Origin of the sequence: Kitasatospora sp. NPDC092039 (assembly GCF_044756065.1) — a bacterium.
In the GTDB taxonomy this organism is placed as follows: domain Bacteria; phylum Actinomycetota; class Actinomycetes; order Streptomycetales; family Streptomycetaceae; genus Kitasatospora.
The window spans coordinates 38,755-58,218 of the sequence record NZ_JBIVSD010000010.1; the positions used below are offsets into that span (position 1 = coordinate 38,755).

21 protein-coding genes are annotated in these 19,464 nt (G+C 75.8%); 9 read left to right on the forward strand and 12 right to left on the reverse strand.

The annotated features are described in order from the left end of the window. Positions 1 to 68 precede the first annotated feature (68 nt). Together ACIQI7_RS20455 and ACIQI7_RS20460 are read left to right on the forward strand one after the other, a co-directional pair. On the forward strand, positions 69 to 554 hold the full coding sequence (locus tag ACIQI7_RS20455; protein WP_401111848.1) for a hypothetical protein: 486 nt from the start codon (positions 69 to 71) through the stop codon (positions 552 to 554). Further along, positions 551 to 853, forward strand: coding sequence for a hypothetical protein (locus tag ACIQI7_RS20460; RefSeq protein WP_401111850.1), 303 nt, complete (start codon positions 551 to 553; stop codon positions 851 to 853). The genes ACIQI7_RS20455 and ACIQI7_RS20460 overlap by 4 nt, the downstream gene beginning before the upstream one ends. On the opposite strand, the gene ACIQI7_RS20465 is transcribed toward ACIQI7_RS20460, so the two are convergent. Together ACIQI7_RS20465 and ACIQI7_RS20470 are read right to left on the reverse strand one after the other, a co-directional pair. After that, entirely contained in the window at positions 850 to 1,347 is a 498-nt protein-coding gene (locus tag ACIQI7_RS20465; RefSeq protein WP_401111853.1) for a tautomerase family protein, read from the reverse strand. The two genes, ACIQI7_RS20460 and ACIQI7_RS20465, sit on opposite strands and share 4 nt — an antisense overlap. A 332-nt stretch (positions 1,348 to 1,679) precedes the next feature. Beyond that, positions 1,680 to 2,333: a CatB-related O-acetyltransferase gene (locus ACIQI7_RS20470; RefSeq protein WP_401111855.1), complete on the reverse strand. Its 654-nt coding sequence runs from the start codon at positions 2,331 to 2,333 to the stop codon at positions 1,680 to 1,682. A 204-nt stretch (positions 2,334 to 2,537) separates the two neighbouring features. Between ACIQI7_RS20470 and ACIQI7_RS20475 the strand changes: the two genes are divergently transcribed. From ACIQI7_RS20475 to ACIQI7_RS20485, 3 genes are all read left to right on the forward strand, one after another. After that, positions 2,538 to 3,440: a SigB/SigF/SigG family RNA polymerase sigma factor gene (locus tag ACIQI7_RS20475; RefSeq protein WP_401111857.1), complete on the forward strand. Its 903-nt coding sequence runs from the start codon at positions 2,538 to 2,540 to the stop codon at positions 3,438 to 3,440. Between the two features lie 82 nt (positions 3,441 to 3,522). Continuing rightward, a complete protein-coding gene (locus ACIQI7_RS20480; protein ID WP_401111860.1) occupies positions 3,523 to 3,918 on the forward strand; it encodes an STAS domain-containing protein in 396 nt (131 codons plus the stop codon). Between the two features lie 140 nt (positions 3,919 to 4,058). Beyond that, positions 4,059 to 4,538: an ATP-binding protein gene (locus tag ACIQI7_RS20485; RefSeq protein ID WP_401111862.1), complete on the forward strand. Its 480-nt coding sequence runs from the start codon at positions 4,059 to 4,061 to the stop codon at positions 4,536 to 4,538. A gap of 125 nt (positions 4,539 to 4,663) precedes the next feature. Here ACIQI7_RS20485 and ACIQI7_RS20490 read toward each other — a convergent pair whose 3' ends face one another. Beyond that, positions 4,664 to 5,035, reverse strand: coding sequence for a PRC-barrel domain-containing protein (locus tag ACIQI7_RS20490; protein WP_387754381.1), 372 nt, complete (start codon positions 5,033 to 5,035; stop codon positions 4,664 to 4,666). Positions 5,036 to 5,272: 237 nt separating this feature from the next. On the opposite strand from ACIQI7_RS20490, the gene ACIQI7_RS20495 reads away from it, so the two are divergent. After that, complete coding sequence (locus tag ACIQI7_RS20495) at positions 5,273 to 6,385, forward strand: mechanosensitive ion channel family protein (RefSeq protein WP_401111865.1); 1,113 nt, start codon at positions 5,273 to 5,275, stop codon at positions 6,383 to 6,385. A 46-nt stretch (positions 6,386 to 6,431) separates the two neighbouring features. On the opposite strand, the gene ACIQI7_RS20500 is transcribed toward ACIQI7_RS20495, so the two are convergent. From ACIQI7_RS20500 to ACIQI7_RS20510, 3 genes are read right to left on the reverse strand one after another with little or no spacing between them, the layout of a single operon-like run. Next, positions 6,432 to 7,259: a hypothetical protein gene (locus ACIQI7_RS20500; protein WP_401111868.1), complete on the reverse strand. Its 828-nt coding sequence runs from the start codon at positions 7,257 to 7,259 to the stop codon at positions 6,432 to 6,434. Positions 7,260 to 7,297: 38 nt separating this feature from the next. Further along, entirely contained in the window at positions 7,298 to 8,374 is a 1,077-nt protein-coding gene (locus ACIQI7_RS20505) for a YihY/virulence factor BrkB family protein (protein WP_401111871.1), read from the reverse strand. Beyond that, complete coding sequence (locus tag ACIQI7_RS20510) at positions 8,371 to 8,688, reverse strand: pentapeptide repeat-containing protein (RefSeq protein WP_401112457.1); 318 nt, start codon at positions 8,686 to 8,688, stop codon at positions 8,371 to 8,373. The genes ACIQI7_RS20505 and ACIQI7_RS20510 overlap by 4 nt, the downstream gene beginning before the upstream one ends. Between ACIQI7_RS20510 and ACIQI7_RS20515 the strand changes: the two genes are divergently transcribed. Next, positions 8,573 to 8,821, forward strand: a complete 249-nt coding sequence (locus tag ACIQI7_RS20515; RefSeq protein WP_401112479.1) for a hypothetical protein — start codon at positions 8,573 to 8,575, stop codon at positions 8,819 to 8,821. The two genes, ACIQI7_RS20510 and ACIQI7_RS20515, sit on opposite strands and share 116 nt — an antisense overlap. 36 nt (positions 8,822 to 8,857) lie before the next feature. On the opposite strand, the gene ACIQI7_RS20520 is transcribed toward ACIQI7_RS20515, so the two are convergent. Continuing rightward, entirely contained in the window at positions 8,858 to 9,958 is a 1,101-nt protein-coding gene (locus tag ACIQI7_RS20520; protein ID WP_401111873.1) for a glutamate--cysteine ligase, read from the reverse strand. A 321-nt stretch (positions 9,959 to 10,279) separates the two neighbouring features. On the opposite strand from ACIQI7_RS20520, the gene ACIQI7_RS20525 reads away from it, so the two are divergent. Both ACIQI7_RS20525 and ACIQI7_RS20530 read left to right on the forward strand, forming a co-directional pair. Continuing rightward, positions 10,280 to 13,399, forward strand: coding sequence for a phosphocholine-specific phospholipase C (locus tag ACIQI7_RS20525; RefSeq protein ID WP_401111874.1), 3,120 nt, complete (start codon positions 10,280 to 10,282; stop codon positions 13,397 to 13,399). A gap of 134 nt (positions 13,400 to 13,533) precedes the next feature. Continuing rightward, the gene (locus ACIQI7_RS20530) at positions 13,534 to 14,844 is read left to right on the forward strand and encodes a M14 family zinc carboxypeptidase (protein ID WP_401111876.1); all 1,311 of its coding nucleotides are present in this window, start codon (positions 13,534 to 13,536) and stop codon (positions 14,842 to 14,844) included. A gap of 100 nt (positions 14,845 to 14,944) precedes the next feature. Here the strand turns inward: ACIQI7_RS20530 and ACIQI7_RS20535 are convergent, their stop codons facing one another. From ACIQI7_RS20535 to ACIQI7_RS20555, 5 genes are all read right to left on the reverse strand, one after another. Next, positions 14,945 to 15,952, reverse strand: a complete 1,008-nt coding sequence (locus ACIQI7_RS20535; protein WP_401111878.1) for a TIGR03571 family LLM class oxidoreductase — start codon at positions 15,950 to 15,952, stop codon at positions 14,945 to 14,947. Positions 15,953 to 16,028: 76 nt separating this feature from the next. Then, positions 16,029 to 16,859, reverse strand: a complete 831-nt coding sequence (locus tag ACIQI7_RS20540) for an aldo/keto reductase (RefSeq protein ID WP_401111881.1) — start codon at positions 16,857 to 16,859, stop codon at positions 16,029 to 16,031. Positions 16,860 to 16,965: 106 nt separating this feature from the next. Then, a complete protein-coding gene (locus ACIQI7_RS20545; protein WP_401111883.1) occupies positions 16,966 to 17,400 on the reverse strand; it encodes a heme-binding protein in 435 nt (144 codons plus the stop codon). 40 nt (positions 17,401 to 17,440) lie between these two features. Continuing rightward, complete coding sequence (locus ACIQI7_RS20550; RefSeq protein WP_401111886.1) at positions 17,441 to 18,637, reverse strand: MFS transporter; 1,197 nt, start codon at positions 18,635 to 18,637, stop codon at positions 17,441 to 17,443. 219 nt (positions 18,638 to 18,856) lie between these two features. Continuing rightward, positions 18,857 to 19,366: a MarR family winged helix-turn-helix transcriptional regulator gene (locus tag ACIQI7_RS20555; protein WP_401111889.1), complete on the reverse strand. Its 510-nt coding sequence runs from the start codon at positions 19,364 to 19,366 to the stop codon at positions 18,857 to 18,859. Positions 19,367 to 19,464 lie beyond the last annotated feature (98 nt).

A 19,464-nucleotide genomic window follows, 5' to 3' on the forward strand; every position in this document is an offset into this window, starting at 1 on the left:
ATGGACAGCGGGGGGAGCCCGGGCAGCGGGCGAAGCCGGCACACCATCTGCCCGAGGGGGGACGCGCGATGACCACGCCGCCGGAGCCGAACCGTCAGACCGAGCTGCTGGAGCTGTACAAGCTCGCCGTGGAGATGGCCGACCGGGTCTCGGCCCGCCGGGGCAGCGCCAACACCTTCTTCCTGTCCGTGCAGACCGCGCTGGTCACCCTGATCGGCTTCGGGATACCCAAGCTGTCGGAGTCCCCGTGGTGGGTGGCGACGGCCGTCGCCCTGGCCGGCATCACCCTCTCCGGCGCCTGGTGGATGCAGCTGCGCAGCTACCGGGACCTCAACGGCGCCAAGTTCCGGGTCATCAACAGCCTGGAGGACAAGCTCTCCGCGCGGATCTACACCGACGAGTGGGACGTGCTGCGCAACGCCGCGGCGTCCGGCCGGCGGCACCGGCAGTACACCGAACTCGGCACCACCGAACGGCTCGTGCCGATGATATTCGCGGTGGCCCACCTGATCCTGCTCACCGGCACGCTCGCCACCGGCACACTGGCCGTATGAGCCACCTCGATCCCATCGCCGAACTGATCCGCTCCTGCCTGCCCACGGAGGCCACGCCTCCCGCCGGCTCCGACGACCTCTTCCGCATCTACGCCGTGCTGCTCCAGGCCAAGGGCGAGCAGGTCACCGACGAGGACGTCCACAACGCCTGGACGGCCTGGACCCAGAGCACCGACGACAGCCACAAGGCCCTGGTGGCCTTCCGCGACCTCGACGCCCGCACCCGCGCACTGGACGCCCCGTACACCCTCGCCATCCGCACCGCCGCCCGCCGGCTCCACGACCCGGCCGACCGTTAGGGCGCACCCGACGGTTCCCGCCGGGTGGGCGAACCGTCGGACACGCCCGAGGAGTTCGAAGGCCCCGCCGTGTCCGTGAGGTGCGGCGGGCGCCCGGCCCGGGCACCGGGCTCCGGGTCGTACTGGGCGAGGCCGTGGCCGAGCGACCAGTCGACCGGCGCGTTCTCGGTGAGGACGACGAACACGTTGCGGGGCTCGGTGCCCGCGTACGCGTGGGCGAGTTCGGCGATCCGGCGGTACAGGGCCCGCTTGCGCCCGGCCGGCCGCCCGGCGCGCAGGGTCACGGACACGTACACGATGCCCTCGTCCCGGTGCACGCCGAGGTAGCCGCCGTAGCGCAGCGTGCCGCTGACGCCGTCGTGGCCGGTCAGCACCTGGAAGTGGTCGTCGGCCGGGATGCCGATCGTCTCCTGCAGGGCCTGGTGCACGGCGCGTCCGAGGGCGTCCAGCCGCTCGGGGCCGGCCCCCAGCGCGTCGATGCGGACGAATGGCACGGCACGGCTCCCTCCCCGAGGTTCCTGACGGCCTTGAGACTACCCCCGTACATACCAGTAGGTACAGAAGGGGGCGGTGGTGGGGGGGGGGCCCCCCCCGGGGGCCCCCCCCCCCCCGGGCCGGGCCGGCCGCCGGGCCGGGGGGGGGCCCCCCCCCCCCCCCCCCGGGGGGCCCCCCCCCCCCCAAACCCCCCCCCCCCCCCCCCCCCCCCCCCCCCCCGCTCCGCCGTGCCCATCCATGCCCCCCCCCCGCCCGCCCGCCCCGTTTTTGGGGGGGGGGGGGGGGCGGGGCCCCCCCCGGGCCCCCCCCCCCCCCCGGACCGGGGGCCGGCTCAGGCGCCGGGCGCGGCGGCGGCCAGCTCCTCGACGGTGCCGGACATGACGGTGCGCAGGTGGCGGGTCAGGTGGTCGAGGGGCCAGTCCCACCAGGCGAGGTCCAGCAGGCGGGCGACGTCGGCCTCGTCGTGGCGCAGCCGGATCACCTTGGCGGGGTTGCCGCCGGCGACGGCGTAGTCGGGGACGTCGGAGGTGACGACGGACCCGGCGGCGACGATCGCGCCGTGGCCGACGCGCACCCCGGGCATGACGGTGACGCCGTGGCCGAGCCACACGTCGTGGCCGACCACGGTGTCGCCGCGCCCGGGCAGGCCGGTGATCAGGTCGACGTGCTCGGCCCAGGCGCCGCCCATGACGGGGAAGGGGAAGGTGGAGGGCCCGTCCATCCGGTGGTTGGCGCCGTTCATCACGAACCGCACCCCCGTGGCGAAGGCGCAGAACCGCCCGATGACGAGCTTCTCCGGCCCGTAGTGGTACAGCACGTTGCGGGTCTCGAACGCCGTCGGGTCGTCCGGGTCGTCGTAGTACGAGTACTCGCCCACCTCGATCAGCGGCGAGGTGACCAGCGGTTTGAGGAGGACCACCCGGGGCTGCCCGGGGACGGGGTGCAGCACGGTCGGGTCGGGCACGGCGGGGATCACGAGGGGCACCGCTTTCGCGTGGACGAGGGGTCTCGGGGCGCCGGGGCGCGCCGTTCCATGATCCACCGGGCGGGGCCGCCGTCCAGCGGATCCCCCGGTCCCGCCCGTACGCCCGGCCGGGATTCACGAAACCTCCACACGGGGTCACTGCATCGATCGGCCGGGGCGGGGTAGTCGGGGCGTTCGACCGTGCCGACTCGAGGAAGGACTCCGATGGTCACGACCACTGGTGAACTGACCGCCTCCGCCGCTTCGCCGACGAAGGACCCCTCCCGCACGGCCGCCTCCGCCACAGCGGGGCTGCGCGACCTGCTGCCCCCGGAACTCGTCGCGGCCGGCGACCCGCGCGAGGTTCCGCCCGCCGACGCCCGCGAGCTCACCCGGGTGCTGCTGCGCCGGCTCGCCGCCCTGGAGGAGGGCACCCGGGAGTACTCGTACGTGCGGGCCACCCTGGTGGAGATGAACCTGTCCCTGGTCAGGTTCGCGATCCGCCGCTTCACCGCGCACCGCGAGCCGCAGGAGGACCTGCTGCAGGTCGGGGCGGTCGGCCTGATCAAGGCCATCGACCGGTTCGACCCCGAGCTGGGCGTCGAGTTCACCACCTTCGCGCTGCCCACCGTGCTCGGCGAGATCCGCCGGCACTTCCGCGACACCACCTGGGCCGTCCACGTGCCCCGCCGCCTCCAGGAGCTGCGGATCGTCCTGGCCAAGGCCCAGGACCGCCTGGCGCAGGACCTGGACCGGGCCCCCACGGTGGCCGAGCTGGCCGGCCACCTGGGGATCTCCCAGGAGGAGGTGGTCGAGGGCCTGACCGCCGCGAACGGGCACACCGCGGGCTCCCTGGACATCAGCACCGAGGACGACGACCGCCCCGGCGGCCTGGGCGAGCGCCTCGGCGAGGAGGACCGGGACCTGCGCCGGGTGGAGGACCTGGTCGCGCTCAAGCCGCTGGTCGCCGCCCTGCCGGAGCGCGAGCGGCTGATCCTGTCGATGCGCTTCTGCGAGGACCTGACGCAGACGCAGATCGGTGAGCGCCTGGGGGTGTCCCAGATGCACGTCTCCCGCCTGCTCTCGCGCACCCTGCGGCGCCTGCGCGAGGGGCTGGAGAAGGACTGAGGGTGCCTGCCGCCCCCGCACCCGTTTGGCCGCGGGACTCCGCGTACGTAAGGTCGGAGGGCACGGACACGAGGGGACGACGATGATGCCATCCGACAACGACCAGCGGGCCCCGGGGCCGGCGGCCTCCCCGTACCGTGCGCAGCTGACGGTGCGCACCCGCCACGCGGCGGCCGGTGCGGTGGTCTGCGCCCTGGCGGGCGACCTCGACATCGAGACGCTCGCCCCGGCGGCCGACACCCTCACCGCCCTGGTCGCGCAGCGGCCCGGCGCGGTGGTGATCGACCTCGCCGGGGTCGGCTTCTGCGACTCCTCCGGCCTGAACCTCCTGCTCAGGACGCGTCTGGCGGCGGGGGAGGAGGGCGTGGGACTGCACCTGGCCGCGGTGCCGCCCACCGTGATGCGGGTCCTCGAACTGACCGGCACCCGGGCGGTGTTCTCCATCCACGCCTCGGCCGAGGACGCCCTGGCGGCCTGAGCGCTCCCCGGTGCGCCGTACACGGTGCGCCGGGGACTGTGCCGTACGGGGCGCGCACCCGGCGCCGGGGCAGGCATAATCCCGGGAGCGCCGGGAAACCGACCCTGCGAACCGCCGTCGATCCGAAAGGGCGCCCTCACATGACGATGAGCCGGGGAACCCTGGACGGCGACGCGCACCGGGCCGGCCCGGTGCTGCCGCCCGGCGGCCAGCGCAGACGGCTGCCCCTGGCGGGGCTCCCCAAGCCGGTCGCCCGGGCCCGGGCCTTCACCGCCGAGGCCGTCGGCGACTGGTACCCGCCCGCCGGGGCGCCGGACGCCCACGAGGGCGTCGGCGAGGACGTCGTGCTGCTGGTGGCGGAGCTGGTGGCCAACGCCATGCTGCACGGTGACGGCCCGTCGGAACTGGTCCTGCACGCCACCGGGCAGCGCCTGCGGGTGGAGGTCAGCGACCGCAGCCCGGTCATGCCCGTCCTGCGCCTGCCGCACGAGCCGGCCCTGCCCGGCGGCCACGGCCTGTTCATCGTGCAGCGCACCGCCGACCGCTGGGGCGCCGAGCCGAACGGCCAGGGCAAGGCCGTCTGGGCCGAGTTCGACGCCCACCGGCTGACCCGGGGCTGACCCGGGGCCGGCCCGCGGCGGATCCGGGGCCGCAGGCGCCGGGCGCGGGCCGGGCGCGCGGGTCCCGGACGGCGGCCGGCCGCCGCCCGGGCGGGGCGACGGCCGACGGCCCGGCCGGACGCGGGTCAGATGGCGCGGTTGCCGTAGAACGGGCCGTAGTAGAGCGCGTACTGGTCCCGGAACGGGGACTCCGGCTCCTCCAGCGCCCCGCTGTCGAGGTCGGGGCTGTGCTTGATCTCCTCCCTGGTCCGGTCCACGTACACCTTCTGCTCCGCGACCTCGATGCGGATGACGGTGCCGGCCGGCAGCAGCACCCGCTTGCCGAAGATCCACGGGCCGGTGTCCACGACCAGGTACTGCGCCCCCACCTCCTCGGACAGCTTGTCCACCTTGCCGACGGAGCCGTCCACCGCCTCCACGTGGAACCCGATGAGGTCGGTGCCGGCGCTGTGGCCGCTGGTGCTGCGGAACTCCCAGATGTCGACGTTCCCGCTCATGCGTTTCTCCCTTCCGTGGCCCGGGCCGGCGGGGTGCCGGGCCCGGCGCGGACGCGCGATGACCGGTTGCCCCGGACCGCCGCATCCATGCCGCCCCGTCGGACGCGCCGTCCGGCGGTTCCTGTGCGCTCCGTCACCGGCAGGAATGGCCGCGCCCCGCCGGGAAAAGCGAACAGGCGACCGGTGGCGCCCGTCCGGGCGCCCGTCGGCGGCACCCGGCGAAGGGAAGAACGGCAGATGTGGTGGAGCCTGCTACGCCTGGCACTGGCGAGCGCCGCGGCGGTGCTCTTCGCGTACGGCCTGGACCGGATCACGCAGCTCGCGGGACGGCGCCTGGCCGCCCGCGCGGGCACCGCCGGCATACCCCTGGTGGTACGCCGCTGCCGGCTCCCGCTGCTGGCGCTGACGGCCTGTCTGCTCCTGCTCGCCGCCCTGCCCTGGATCGCCGCGCCGCCCGCCGCGAGCGAGGGGCTGCGCCACCTGGCGGTGATCCTCGCCATCGCCTCCGGCGGCTGGCTGTGCGCCCGGGTGGTGGCGCTGGTCGTGGACAGCACCCTGCGGCTGGCCGTGCACCGCCGCGACCCCGCCTGGGCCGGGCGCGCCCGCACCCAGGCCGACCTGCTCGGCCGGATCGGCCAGGCGATCGTCGCCGTGGTGACGCTGGGCGCGGTCCTGATGACCTTCCCGGCGGTGCGCGGCGTCGGCACGAGCCTGCTCGCCTCCGCCGGACTGGTCGGCGTGGTGGCGGGCGTCGCGGCCCAGAGCACCCTGGCCAACGTCTTCGCCGGCGTCCAGATGGCCTTCGGCGACCTCGCCCGGATCGGCGACGTGGTCGTGGTCGGCGGTGAGTGGGGCGAGGTGGAGGAGATCACCCTGACCGCCGTGGTGATCGCGACCTGGGACCAGCGGCGCCTGGTGATGCCGATGTCGTACTTCGTCGGCCGCCCGTTCGAGAACTGGTCCCGCCGCTCCAGCCGGATCACCGGCACCGCGCTGCTCCACCTCGACCACCACGCCCCGATCGCCCTGCTGCGCAAGGAGTTCGACGCCTTCCTGGCCGGCAACGAACTGTGGGACCGCGAGGGCAGCGCCCTCCAGGTGGTCGACACCACCCCCACCACCATCGTGGTGCGGGTGCTGGCCACGGCGGCGGACGGCGCCGACGCCTTCGAGCTGCGCTGCCAGCTGCGCGAGCACCTCATCGGCTACCTGCGCGACCACCACCCGTACGCCCTGCCCCGGCTGCCGGTGGCCCCGGCGCCCGGTTCCTCCCCGGACGGCGGGGACGGCGCCGACGGGCCGCCCCCGGTGCCGCGGCCGCGGGCCCGGCCCGGCGCGGACGGCGGGTGACCGGGGCCGTTCCGGGCCTTTCGGCCGGCCTCGCGGCCGGCCGTCCTCACCGGCCCTCGACCGCGCGGGCGTCGCCCGTCAGGGCGTAGCGGCGGCAGGCCAGCAGCTCCTCGCAGGTGCTGCCGAGCTCCTTGCCGAGCAGGTGCAGGACCGCCTCGGCGTCGCGGTCCGCGACGTAGCCCGGCGCGACCCGCAGGGCCAGCAGGCCCAGCTCCCGGAAGCCGCCGAGCACCTGCTGCTGCGCGTCCAGGCCCCGCGCGACGACGTGGCGCCAGGCCTCGACGTCGTGGCCGTCGGGGCCCCGGACGCCCTGGAGGTCGACCGGCGGCACGTCCGGGCGCTCCCGCAGCTCGGCGACGGCGTCGGCCACGGCGGCGCCGACCAGGGCGGGCTGCGGCGCCGCGCCGTCGGCCTCGGCGCGCACCCGGGCCAGCCGCTCGGTGATCAGGTCGGTGAGTTCGGCCAGCCGGCCGCGCAGGTCGACGACCGCCTGGACGGACAGCACCGGCCAGGCGTCCCAGCCGTGCGCGAGCTGCGGCCCGGCCTCGCGGCCGACGGTCTCCTCGATCGCCCCGGCCACCGCCGCGAGGTCCAGCAGCCGGTAGGCGGTGGGCCGGGAGAGGCCGAGCTCGGCCAGGGCGTAGGCGTCCCAGGAGGGGAAGCCGAGGGCCGTCCAGACCCGGCCGTGCCGGGCGGCGCGCACCCGCCGGGTCAGGACCAGGGCGGCGGTGCGCGGCTCCGCCACCGCGGCCCGCAGCTCGTCGGTCAGCCGCCGGGCCTCCGCCGCCTCCGCCGGGCCGGCCTTTTCCGCCGTTTCCGCGGTTTCCGCCGGGCCGGTCGGGGGGTCCGGTTCGTGGGGGAGTGGTTCGCTCATGTGTGTGCTCTGCCCACTGCCGAAGGTACGAATCAGGACTAATCGGGGCGAAGCCTGTCGTCGCGGGCGGCGTCCGTGGCGCCCCCGCCCGTCCCACCGCCCTGCGTGCCGTTCTTCGTGCCGTCCGGGGCGGTGTCCCGGGCGGCGTCCGGGTCCTCGGGCTCGTCGGGGAAGGAGACGTCGACCCGCTGCTCGGGCCGGCGCTCCTCCTGGCGGGCGACGGAGGACAGCACCGCCTGGTCGGCCTCCGTCAGCGGCGGCTGCAGCAGGCTGCGCGGCCACAGCCGCCGGGCGAGCACCACGTTCACCTCCGCCGCGTACACGGTGACCTGCGCCGCCAGGTAGATCCAGGACAGCAGCCCGATCACCGTCGCGAAGAAGCCGTAGACCTGGCTCGCGTGCCGCAGCGCGTGGGTGACCAGCAGCGCGCCGCCCGCCTGCAGCGCGGTGAACAGCGGCCCGGCGAGCGCGCAGCCCGGCCACAGCGCCCGCAGCGGGACCTCGCGCGGGGTGAGCACCCGGAAGCAGGCCAGGCACAGCGCGGCGTTCACCAGCGCCGAGACCACCAGCCCCCCGATCCGGGCGGCCGTCCCGGCCAGCGTGCCGCCGACCAGCGAGGCGGCGGCGGTGCCCAGCACCAGCCCGCTGCCCAGCACCGCGAACAGCAGCAGGCTGCGCGCCAGCCGCGGCCAGTAGCCGGGCCGCTGCACCCCGGGCACGTTCCACACCTCGGCCATGGCGTGCTGCAGGACCTGCGCGATGCCCAGCGCCCCGTACAGCAGCCCGAGCGCGCCGATCAGCAGCGCCAGGCCGCTGCCCTCCAGGGAGTGGACGTTCTGGCGCAGCTGGTCGCCGATGATCGGGAAGTCGGCGAGGGCGGAGTCCACGACCGCGCGCTGCGCGTCGGGGTGGCCGTGCAGGACGAAGCCGAGGGCGGTGCTGAGCAGGAGCAGCAGCGGGATCAGGGCGACGAAGCCGTAGTAGGTGATCAGGGCGGACAGCAGCCCGCCCCGGTCGTCCCCGTACTTGCGCACGACGCCGACGACCAGGCCGGTGGCCCGGTGGCGTTGCTGGAAGCCGTCCACGGCCCGCAGGCCCCGCTCGATGGGATTCACATCGCGCGTCTGCCCCCGGCGCGCGGCGCGACACCCGGGGATTGGTCCGCGGCCTCCCGGGCACCCGCGAACCGCACACCCGCGAAGCGGACACCCGCGAAGCGGACACCCGCGAAGCGGACACCCGCGAGGCGGACACCCGCGAGGCGGACACCCGCGAGGCGCGCGGGCGACGGACCACGAGGCGAGGAGCCGACGGTGAACGAGATCCCCCAGGGCGGCGCGGGCGGCGTGCCGCTGCACCACGACGGAGACGACGCCTCCCGCGACCCCCGGGCGCCGGGCGCCGGGCCGGGCGCCGAGGAGCGGAGCACCGAGGAGCAGGGCGAGGCGACCACCGCCGAACCCGGCCGGGCCCGCCGGCTCGGCCCCGACGAGCGCACCGGGGACGGCGGCGACGGCGGGACGGACGACGGCGACGGGGACGGGGACGGGGACGGCGCCTGACCCCTCGGGCAGCGGGCCGGGCGCCGTCGCCCGCGGTCACGGCGTGCGGGTGACCGTGGAGGCGACCAGGCGCTCGGCCAGGCCCTCGCGGCCCAGCTCGCGGTACCAGCGGCGCTGGCGGTCGGCGCCGCTGCCCCGGTGCTCGAAGCCCCGCCACAGCTCCTCGACCCGCCCGGTGTCGCCGGTGGCCTCCAGGCCGGGGGCGACGTAGGCGCGCAGCTGCCCCACCACGGCCGCGGCCGGGCGGCAGAGGCCGTCGGGGGAGACCAGATCGCCGTGCGTCCCGGTGCGGGCGGCGTGCCAGACGGCGGCGCGCAGCAGTTCGTCGGGGGCCTGCGGGCGCGGGCGCCCGGCCCGCTCCTCCAGCACGGCCGCGGCGACCAGGCCCCGGACCAGGCCGGCGAACAGCTCGGCGTCGGCGGCCGTCAGCTGCACGTCCGTCGCCCGCACCTCCACCGTCGGGTAGCGCGCGGACAGCCGGGCGTGCCAGTAGAGCTGGCCCTCGTCGGCGACGACCCCGGCCGCGCGCAGCGCCGCCACCCGCCGCCGGTGGTCGGCGGCGTCGCGGAAGGCGGGCGGCGGGCCGCTGACCGCCCACTGGTCGAAGTGGACGGTCCGCCAGCTGGCGAAGTGGGTGTCACGGCCGCGCCAGTAGGGCGAGTTGGCGCTGAGCGCGATCAGCACCGGCAGCCAGGGCCGCAGCCGTACCAGGGCGCCCACGCGCTCCTCCTCGTCGGCCACGCCGACGTGGACGTGCATGCCGTTCAGCATCAGGTCGTCGACCAGGGCGGGCGCCTGGCGCCGGGCCCGCCGGTAGCGGGTGTCGTCGGTGACCGGCACCCCGCCGGCGGGCGCGAACGGGGCGGAGCCGACCGGGACGACCCGGCAGCCGTGCTGGGCGGCGGCCGCGTTCAGCGCGGCCCGCACCCGCGCGAGGTGGCGGCCCACGGCGGGGAGGTCCTCGCAGACCGGGGTGGCGCTCTCCACCTGGACCTGGAGCAGCTCGTGCTGCGCCTCCGGCGGGCGCAGCGCGGGCGCCAGTGAGGCGGTGGCCAGGACCTCGGCGGCGCGGGGCATCGGCGCGCCGTCGCGGGGGTCGACCAGCAGGTACTCTTCCTCGACTCCGAGTGTCAGCATGCCCGCTCGGCTACCCCGCGGGGCCGTTCGCACGCGGCCGGCGGGCGGGGGGACCACGGCGGGAGCGCGGCGAGGCCGCGCCGGGCCGTGCCGGGAGCGCAGGCCGCCGGGGGCTGACGGCCGGTCCGGCGCGGCGGCCGCTTGATCAACAGACGTCAAGTTGTCTGTACAGCTCGGAGCCTTCTGTCGGTCACCGCCCCGTCACCGGACGCCGCCGCCGCGTCCACCTCGGTCTCGTACACATAACGGGTCCGGTCCGAACCGCGCGGCCCGGCCCCCGTACCGAAGGCCCGCGGTCCGTCAGCAAGGAGCCCCACCCCCATGAGTCCGATGCCCGAACTGTCGCGCCGCAGCGTCCTCGGCGGCGCGGCGGCGGCCGCGGTGCTGTCCGCCCTCCCGCTCAGCGTCCGGCAGGCACTCGCCGCGCCCGCCCGGCCCGGACGGCTGGCGGACATCGAGCACGTCGTGGTGTTCATGCAGGAGAACCGCGCCTTCGACCACTACTTCGGCACCCTGGCGGGCGTACGGGGCTTCGGCGACCGCACCGCCGTGCGCGGCGTCGACGGCCGCTCGGTGTTCCACCAGCCCGACCCCAGCCGCAAGGAGGGCTACCTGCTGCCCTTCCCGATGAACGCCGCCCACACCAGCGCCTACCGGCAGGGCGCGCCCGCCTTCGGCTTCGGCGACTCCATGAACGCCTGGAACGAGGGCCGCGCCGACGGCTCCGTCACCCGCCGCTCCTCCGGCTGGCTCGGCCAGGGCTACTACGAGTCCGCCGACATGCCCTTCTACCACGCCCTCGCCTCGGTGTTCACGGTCTGCGACGCCTACTACGCCTCCGTGCAGTGCAACACCAACACCAACCGCGACCACCTGATGACCGGCACCAGCGGCGGCACCGTCCGGGACGTCCCGGTCACCGACAACACCGAGATCCCCGGCGGCTACGAGTGGACCACCTACGCCGAACGCCTGGAGAAGGCCGGCGTCAGCTGGAAGACCTACCAGGCCCTCGACAACTTCGACGACAACGCCCTCGCCTGGTTCGCCCCCTTCGTCCACGCCAAGCCCGGCGAGCCGCTGTACGAACGCGGCATGCGCGCCGTCGGCGACCCGGCCGAGAAGAACGACCCCTTCGCCATGGGCGACGCCCTGGTCGAGGCCTTCGCCGCCGACGTCCGGGCCGACCGCCTCCCGCAGGTCTCCTGGATCGTCGCCCCCGCCGCGCTGTCCGAGCACGCCGACCACGCGCCGCCGAACGGCGAACACCTCACCGCCCGGCTGCTGTCCGCCCTCGCCGCCGAGCCCGAGGTGTTCCAGAAGACCGTCTTCATCCTCAACTACGACGAGCACGGCGGCTTCTTCGACCACCAGCTGCCGCCCGTCCCGCCACTGGCCGCCGGCCGCGGCAAGTCCAACGTCCCGGTCGACGGCGAGGTCGTCGTCCGCGTCGCCAAGGGCTCCGCCACCTACCACCGCGTGGTGGACCAGGACGGCCGGTACCGGGTCAAGGCCGCCGACGGCACCCTCACCTGGTCCGACACCCTCCCCGCCGGCGAGACCCTGGTCTCCGGCCCCTACCCGATGGGCCTGGGCGTGCGGGTGCCGATGGTCGTCGTCTCCCCGTGGACCCGCGGCGGCGTCGTCGACTCCACCGTCTACGACCACACCTCCGTGCTGCGCCTGCTGGAACAGCGCTTCGGCGTCCAGGAACCCAACATCAGCCCCTGGCGGCGCGCGGTCTGCGGCGACCTGACCAACGTCTTCGACTTCTCCGGCCGCGACCCCGCCTGGCCGCAGCTGCCCGACACCAGCGGCAACCGCCAGAAGGTCGTCGACACCGGCAAGCTCCCCGCCCCCACCGTGCCCAGCCCGCAGGCCTTCCCCCGCCAGCAGCGCGGCACCCGCTCCGCCCGCCCCGCCCCGTACCACCTGCTCGTCAAGCCCCGCCTCAAGGGCGACGAACTCACCCTCGACCTCGTCAACCAGGGCCGCCAGGGCGCCGTCCTCGCCGTCTACCCCGCCCCCGGCGAGGCCCCCAGGCACTACACCCTCGCCGCCAGGAGCCGCCTGTCCGACGTCTGGAAGGTCGGCCCGGCCGGCTACGACCTGCGCGTCCACGGCCCCGACGGCGCACTGTGGCACCTGCGCGGCGACACCGCCTCCGGCTACGAGGTCTCGCTCTCCGAGGAGGGCGACGGCAAGGTGCTGGAGGTCGACGTCATCAACCGCTCCCGCACCGCCCGCACCTTCCTGGTCGGCGACCTCGCCTACGGCGACGGCCTGCGCGAGGTCCGCGTCCCGGCCGGCGACGACCGCACCGTCAACCTGAAGGTCGGCCCCGAGGGCTGGTACGACGTCGCCGTCGCCGTCCAGGGCGACCTCGCCTTCCGCCGCCGCATCGCGGGCCGCTTCCCCTGGGACGACCGCACCGTCACCGACCCCGCCCTCGGCCTGGCCGACCCCCTCACCGTCACCCTCGCCCTCGGCGCCGCCTCCGCCACCATCGACGAACCCGTCCTGCTGCCCGGCCGCCCCGCCACCGTCACCGCCACCCTCACCGCCACCACCGGCCTCACCCGCCTGGAGACCCAGCCGCTGCTGCCGCCCGGCTGGACCGCCACCCCCGTCACCGCCGCCCCCGACAAGCTCGCCGCCGGCGCCACCGCCACCGCCGTCTGGCAGGTCACCCCGCCCGCCGCGCTGCCCGCCACCGCCACCCACCGCCTGCTGGTCACCGCCCGCGCCCAGGCCGACGGCCGCTTCGCCCTCGCCGACGGCGAACTCGCCGCCCGCACCGCCCCGGCGATGACCGGCCACCTCCTCGACGAGGACTTCGAATCCCTGGCCGGCGCCCTCCAGCCGCAGGCCGGCGTACTCGGCTGGACCACCCAGGCCCCCCGGGGCTGGAGCGTGGTCAACGCCCCCGCCATGCCCCAGGGCACCCCCCGACTCCAGGGCTGGACCTTCCACACCAAGCGCGAGTGGTCCGTCCCCGCCGGACAGGACCGCGGCAACTTCACCCGCGCCCTGGGCGTCGTCGCCGTCGCCGACCCCGACGACTGGGACGACACCGGATCCCCCTCCCGCAAGGGCGTCTTCGACTCCACCCTCGTCTCACCCGCCGTCACCATCCCCGCCGGCACCGGCACCCTCCACCTCGCCTTCGACTCCCACTACCGCCAGGAAGCCCCCCAGAAGGCCTCCGTCACCGCCGTCTTCGACGACGGCACCCAGACCCGCCTGCTCGCCTACGGCCCCGACGCCACCGGCACCGACAACGCCGGCAAGGACGCCCAGAACACCCGGATCACCCGCAGCTTCGCCGTCCCCGCCGGCGCCCGCACGGTGACCCTCCGGTTCCGCATGTACGACGCCGGCAACAACTGGTACTGGGCCGTCGACCACATCCGCCTCGACACCCGCCCCCTCGCCGACTGACCCACCCCGGCGCCGCCTCCCGGCCGCCCTCCCGGGCCCGCCCGAGTCCCCGGACCCGGGCGGGCCCCGCCCGTACCGGCGACCCACCGCGGCAGGTACGACTACTTGCCACGACCCAGGGGAGGAAACCGAAGGTGACCGACACGACGACCCCCGCGGCCACGGCCGCCCCGCACCACGACCACTACCCCACTCTCGCCGAACTCGACGACACCGCACGCCGGTTGGCCACCCGGTGGCCCGACCTGTGCCGGGTGCGCACCGTCGGCACCTCCCGCGCCGGCCGCCCGCTGACCCTGCTCACCGTCGGCCACGGCCCCCACGCCATCCTGGTCGTCGCCGGCGCCCACGCCGACGAGTTCGCCGCCCGCGCCGCCGTCACCGACCTCGCCCACCACGCCCTCACCCACCGGCACCCCGACCTCACCTGGCACTTCCTGCTCTGCCTCGACCCCGACGGCGCCCACCTCGCCGACGGCAGCCGCACCGCCCGCACCCTGCCCGCCTACTTCGCCCACTACTACCGCCCCGCCGCCGAGGACCAGCCCGAATGGGCCCCCGCCATCGGCGCCGACCTCCCCGAGAGCCGCGCCCTCCTCGACCTCGTCGACGAACTGCGCCCCACCCTCCAGTTCTCCCTGCACAGCACCGACGTCGGCGGCACCTTCGTCCAGGCCACCACCGACCCCACCGCCCTCGCCCACCCCTTCGCCCGCTCCGCCGCCCACCTCGGCATCCCCGTCGAGACCGGCGCCTTCGACACCTTCCACCTCCACGAATCCGCCCCCGGCGTCTACCTGATGACCCCCCACCACATCGACCACCAGGAACGCACCACCGGCATGCTCACCCCCCACCAGGGCGACCGCGGCCGCACCGGCACCTGGTTCGCCCCGCAACGCCACGGCGGCGAGACCGTCCTCGTCGAAGTCCCCGCCTTCACCAGCGCCCACCTCGGCGACCACCGCCCCGCCGACGCCGCCCACCGCCACCTGCGCACCACCGCCGACCGCCTGCGCCACCGCGGCACCCTCCTCACCGCACTCCTCGACGCCGCCCTGCCCCACCTGCGCAACCCCGACACCCCACTGCTGCGCGCCGCCCGCACCCCGCTGACCGCCCTGCACCAGCTCGCCGACGCCTGGGACCCCGAGGTCCACGGACACGACCTCCTGCACACCCCGATGACCCGCGCCCGCCTCACCGGCATCGACCTGTGGGCCCACCGCGTCCCGGTGCGCGCCGCCGCCCTGCTGCGCCGCGCCGTCCGGGTGGCCGGCGCCCCCGCCGCCCGCGAGGCCGCCCGCCTCGACCACCTCCTGCGGGACTGGTGCGCCCAGTACCAGCGGCGCTTCGAACCCGTCTGGCTGCCCGTCGCCCACCAGGCCGCCCACCAGGCCAACACCGTGCGCGCCGCCGTCGCCCTGCGCCACCCGGCGCCCTGACGCCCGGGCCCCCGGCCGCCCACCGCCCACCGCCCACCGCACCCGCGCCCGCGTCCCGGGGGCGGGACGCGGGCGCGGGTGCGGGGGGCTTGCCGTCGGCTCAGCCGTGCTGCCCGGCGGCGGCCGGGGCCGGGGCGGTGAAGCGGGGCAGGACTTCCTCGGCGAGTTCGTGGAGGAGGTCGTCGACCGGGCGGTCGTTGGGGCGCAGGTTGAAGGAGACGTGGGAGACGCCGAGGTCGGACATCAGCTCCAGGTGCTCGATCAGCGCGGTGCGCCCGGTGCTGAGGCCGAGGCGGATGGGGCGCGGGGCGGCGGCCGGGTCCTCGGCGAGGGTGAGCACCATCGGGGTCAGGTAGGGCTTGTCGCCGGCGAGGTCGCGCCACCGGCGCATCCGCAGGCGCAGTGCGCCCGGGTCGCGCGGGTAGTCGAGGGAGGCGTCGGCGTGCTCGGCGATCCACTCGGGGCTCTGCTGGGCGCCGCCGGCCACCGCGATCGGGATGCCCGCGGGGTGGACGGGCCGGGGGAGGACCTCCAGCTGCCGTTCGGCGCCGAGGCCGGCGGCGGGCAGTTCCAGCGGGCCGGGGCGCCAGGCGGCGCGCAGGGTGTGGACGCCGGTGCGGAAGGCCTGGCCGCGGTGGTGGAAGTCGCGGTCGAACAGCGGGTACTCGACGGGGCGGTCGCCGCTGGCCAGGCCGAGCAGCAGGCGGCCGCCGGAGAGCACGTCGACGGTGGCGGCGGCCTTGGCGACCAGCAGCGGTTCGCGCAGCGGCAGGACGACCGCGCCGGTGGCGAGGACCGCGTCGCGGGTGAGGGCGGCGAGGTGGCCCAGGTGGGTGAAGGTCTCGAAGACGCTGCCGGCGTCGCCGAACTGGAGCGGGTCGTAGAGCGGGACGTCGCGCACCCACAGGGCGGCGAAGCCGAGGCGGTCGGCGAGCCGGGCGAGGCGGGCGTGCTCGGTGAGGTCGGGGACGCCGAAGGGGCGGCCCGCCTCGCGGTCGGCCCGGCCGCGGTCCTGGCCCCGGTCGTTGTCCAGGGGCAGTTCCAGGCCGATGGTCAGCCGGCCGTCGGCGGGGGCCAGTCGGGCGAGTGCGGGGTGGGGCGGTGCCATGGCGGGGTCCTCGGGGAAGGCCCCGTCCCGGGCGGCGGTGCGACCGCCCGGGACGGGAGTGGTGGGGCGGGGCGGATCAGTTGAACTGGTCCGGGTGCGGGCCGGTGCGCAGGCCGCGGTCGGTGGCGGCGACGGCGGCCATGTCCTGCTCGGTCAGCTCGAAGTCGAAGACGTCGAGGTTCTGCCGGATGCGGGCCGGGGTGACCGACTTGGGGATGACGATGTTGCCGAGCTGCAGGTGCCAGCGCAGGACGACCTGGGCGGGGGACTTGCCGGTGCGCTCGGCGACGGCGGTGATCGCCGGGTCGTCCAGGACGGCGCCCTGGGCGAGCGGGCTCCAGGCCTCGGTGGCGATGCCGTGCGCGGCGTGGAAGGCACGCAGCTCGGCCTGCTGGAGGCCGGGGTGCAGCTCGACCTGGTTGACGGCGGGCACCAGCGAGCTGTTGTCCAGCAGGCGCTGGAGGTGGGCGGGCTGGAAGTTGGAGACGCCGGCGGCGCGGATGCGGCCCTCCTCGGCGAGGCGCTCGATGGCGCGCCAGGAGTCGAGGTAGAGGTCGCGGGCCGGGGTGGGCCAGTGGATGAGGTAGAGGTCGACGTGGTCCAGGCCGAGCTTGGCGAGGCTGGCGTCGAAGGCGCGCAGGGTGGCGTCGTGACCCTGGTCGGTGTTCCACAGCTTGGTGGTGACGAACAGGTCCTCGCGGGCCACGCCGGAGGCGGCCAGGGCGCGGCCGACGCCGGTCTCGTTGCCGTAGATGGCGGCGGTGTCGATGCTGCGGTAGCCGGCCTCCAGGGCGGCGGCGACGACGGCGGTGGTCTGCTCGTCGGGGACCTGGAAGACGCCGAAGCCGAGCTGGGGGATCTCGACGCCGTTGTTCAGCTTCACGGTGGGGACGCTGGGGGTGGTCATGGTCGCGTGCTCCTTCAGGCGGTGCGGTCGGTGGGGGGAGTGGACGGTCCGGGCGCTGCCGGGGCCGTCGCGCAGGACGACGTCCCGCGGGGGCGGGCCGCGGTGCTCAGCGGGCGGGCGCGGCGAGCTCGGCCAGGGCGGCGGCGGCGAAGGAGTGGTCCTGCTCGGGGGCGCCGCCGCCGACGCCGATCGCGCCGACCAGCCGGCCGTCGCGGTGGACCGGCAGGCCGCCGGCGAGGAACAGCAGCGGGCGGTCCAGCGCGGTGGGCAGGGAGTGGAACGGCCCGTCGGGCTTGACCAGGTCCACCAGGTCGGCGGTGGGTGCGTCCAGCTGGAGGGCGGTGTAGGCCTTGCGGGTGCTGGTCTCGCCGGAGATCAGCACGGCGCGGTCGTCGCGGCGGAAGGCGAGCAGGTGGCCGCCCGCGTCCAGGACGGTGACGCTGACCGTCGCGCCGGCGGCCTCGGCGGCGCTGCGGGCGGCGGAGACGAGGGTCTCGGCGTCGGCGGTGGTGAGCGGGACGACGGCGGTGGTGGTGCTCATGGTGCTCTCTTCTGGGCCTTCGGGGGGTGGGTGGGCGGGATCAGTGGTGGGCGGGGACGGGGGCGGGCGCGGCGGCCGGGGCCGCCGTGCGGGAGCCGCGGCGTTCCAGGGCGGCGGACCACAGGGCCAGCAGCAGGGCGGCCGCGGCGAGGGCGGCGCCGACCCAGTTCGGGGCGGTGTAGCCGAGCCCGGCGGCGATGACGGCCCCGCCGAGCCAGGCGGCCAGCGCGTTGCCGAGGTTGAAGGCGCCGATGTTGACGGCGGAGGCCAGGGTGGGGGCGCCGTGGGCCTGGTCCAGGACCCGCTTCTGCAGCGGGGGGACGGTGGCGAAGCCCAGGGCTCCCACCAGCAGGACGGTGACGGCGGCCAGCACCTTGTCGTGCGCGGTGAGGGTGAACAGGGCCAGCACCACGGCGAGTCCGCCGAGGGTGGTGTAGAGCATCGGCATCAGCCGGCGGTCGGCGTAGCGCCCGCCCAGCAGGTTGCCGAGGAACATGCCGACGCCGAACAGCACCAGCAGCCAGGTGACGGAGCCGTCGGCGTAGCCGGCGACGTTGGTCATCATCGGGGCGATGTAGGTGATCGCGGCGAAGACCCCGCCGAAGCCGAGCACGGTCATCGCCATCGCGAGCAGCACCTGCGGGTTGCGGAAGGCGGTCAGCTCGCGGCGCAGGTGGGCGCCCTCGGGGCGGGGCAGGGTGGGCACCAGGCGGGCGATGCCGAGCAGGCCGACCACGCCGAGCGCGGCGACGCCGACGAAGGTGGTGCGCCAGCCGACGGCCTGGCCGACGAAGGTGCCCAGCGGCACGCCGACGATGTTGGCGACGGTCAGCCCGGTGAACATGGTGGCGATGGCGCCGGCCTTCCGCTCCGGGGCGACCAGGTCGGCGGCGACGACGGAGCCGATGCCGAAGAAGGCGCCGTGGGCGAGCGAGGCCACGATGCGCCCGGCCAGCATCACCGGGAGGGACGGGGCGAACGCGGAGAGCAGGTTCCCGGCGGTGAACAGGCCCATCAGCAGCATGAGCATGGTCTTGCGGCCGATCCGGGTGCCGAGGGCGGTCATCAGCGGTGCGCCGAGGACCACGCCGAGGGCGTAGCCGGTGACCAGCAGGCCCGCGTCGGGGATGGAGACGCCGTAGTCGCCGGCGATCTCGGGCAGGAGACCCATGATCACGAACTCGGTGGTCCCGATCCCGAATGCGCCGATGGCCAGGGCGATGAGAGCGAGCGGCATGGGCCCGACCCTTCCGTGATTGCTTGAATGAGCTCCTTGCATGCTTCGACAATAGTTGCAGACGCGCGCTATATGCAAGCGCGGACAGGGGGCGTATGCCAGAGTGGCGCCCGGGGTGCCGGCCGGGCGGGCGGGAACGCGGCCGGGCCCGGCCCGTCCCGAGCCGCGCGTGCGGTTCGGGACGGGCCGGGCCCGGGGGAGTGGTGGCGTGGGGCGGGGCTACCGCGCCTGCGGCGCTGCGGGGCCGGCCGGGGTCAGCGGGCGGGGGGCGGGGGAGGCGGCGTCCACGGCCTCGACCGCCTTGACCAGCGAGGCCAGCTCCGGGTTGCGGGCGGCCTCGTCGAGCGCCTCGCGCAGGGCGGCGTCGTTGGTCGGGCGGGCCTGCTCCAGGAGCCTCAGGCCGTCCTCGCTCACGTTGGTGTAGATGCCGCGGCGGTCGGTCGGGCACAGGTAGCGCGCCAGCAGGCCGCGGTCCTCCAGCCGGGTGACCAGGCGGGTGGTGGCGCTCTGGCTGAGCACGACCGCGTCGGCGACCTGCTTCATCTGCAGGTGCCCGCCCTCGCCGTCGTGCTGGCGGCTGAGCACGTCGAGCAGCGAGTACTCGCGCACGCTCAGGTCGTGCCGGGCCTGCAGGGCGCGTTCGATGTGGGACTCGATCCGGCTGTGCAGGAGGGACAGGGCGTTCCAACCGCTGGCAAGGGCGGTGAGCGCGGGATCCGTGGCGGTCATCGGGCCCGGCCTCCTTCCACGTGGGGCTGGGTCCAGGATAAGCCATCGATCGAAATATCGGCTAGAGCGTGTATTGCGCTCATGCAACTACTTTCCCA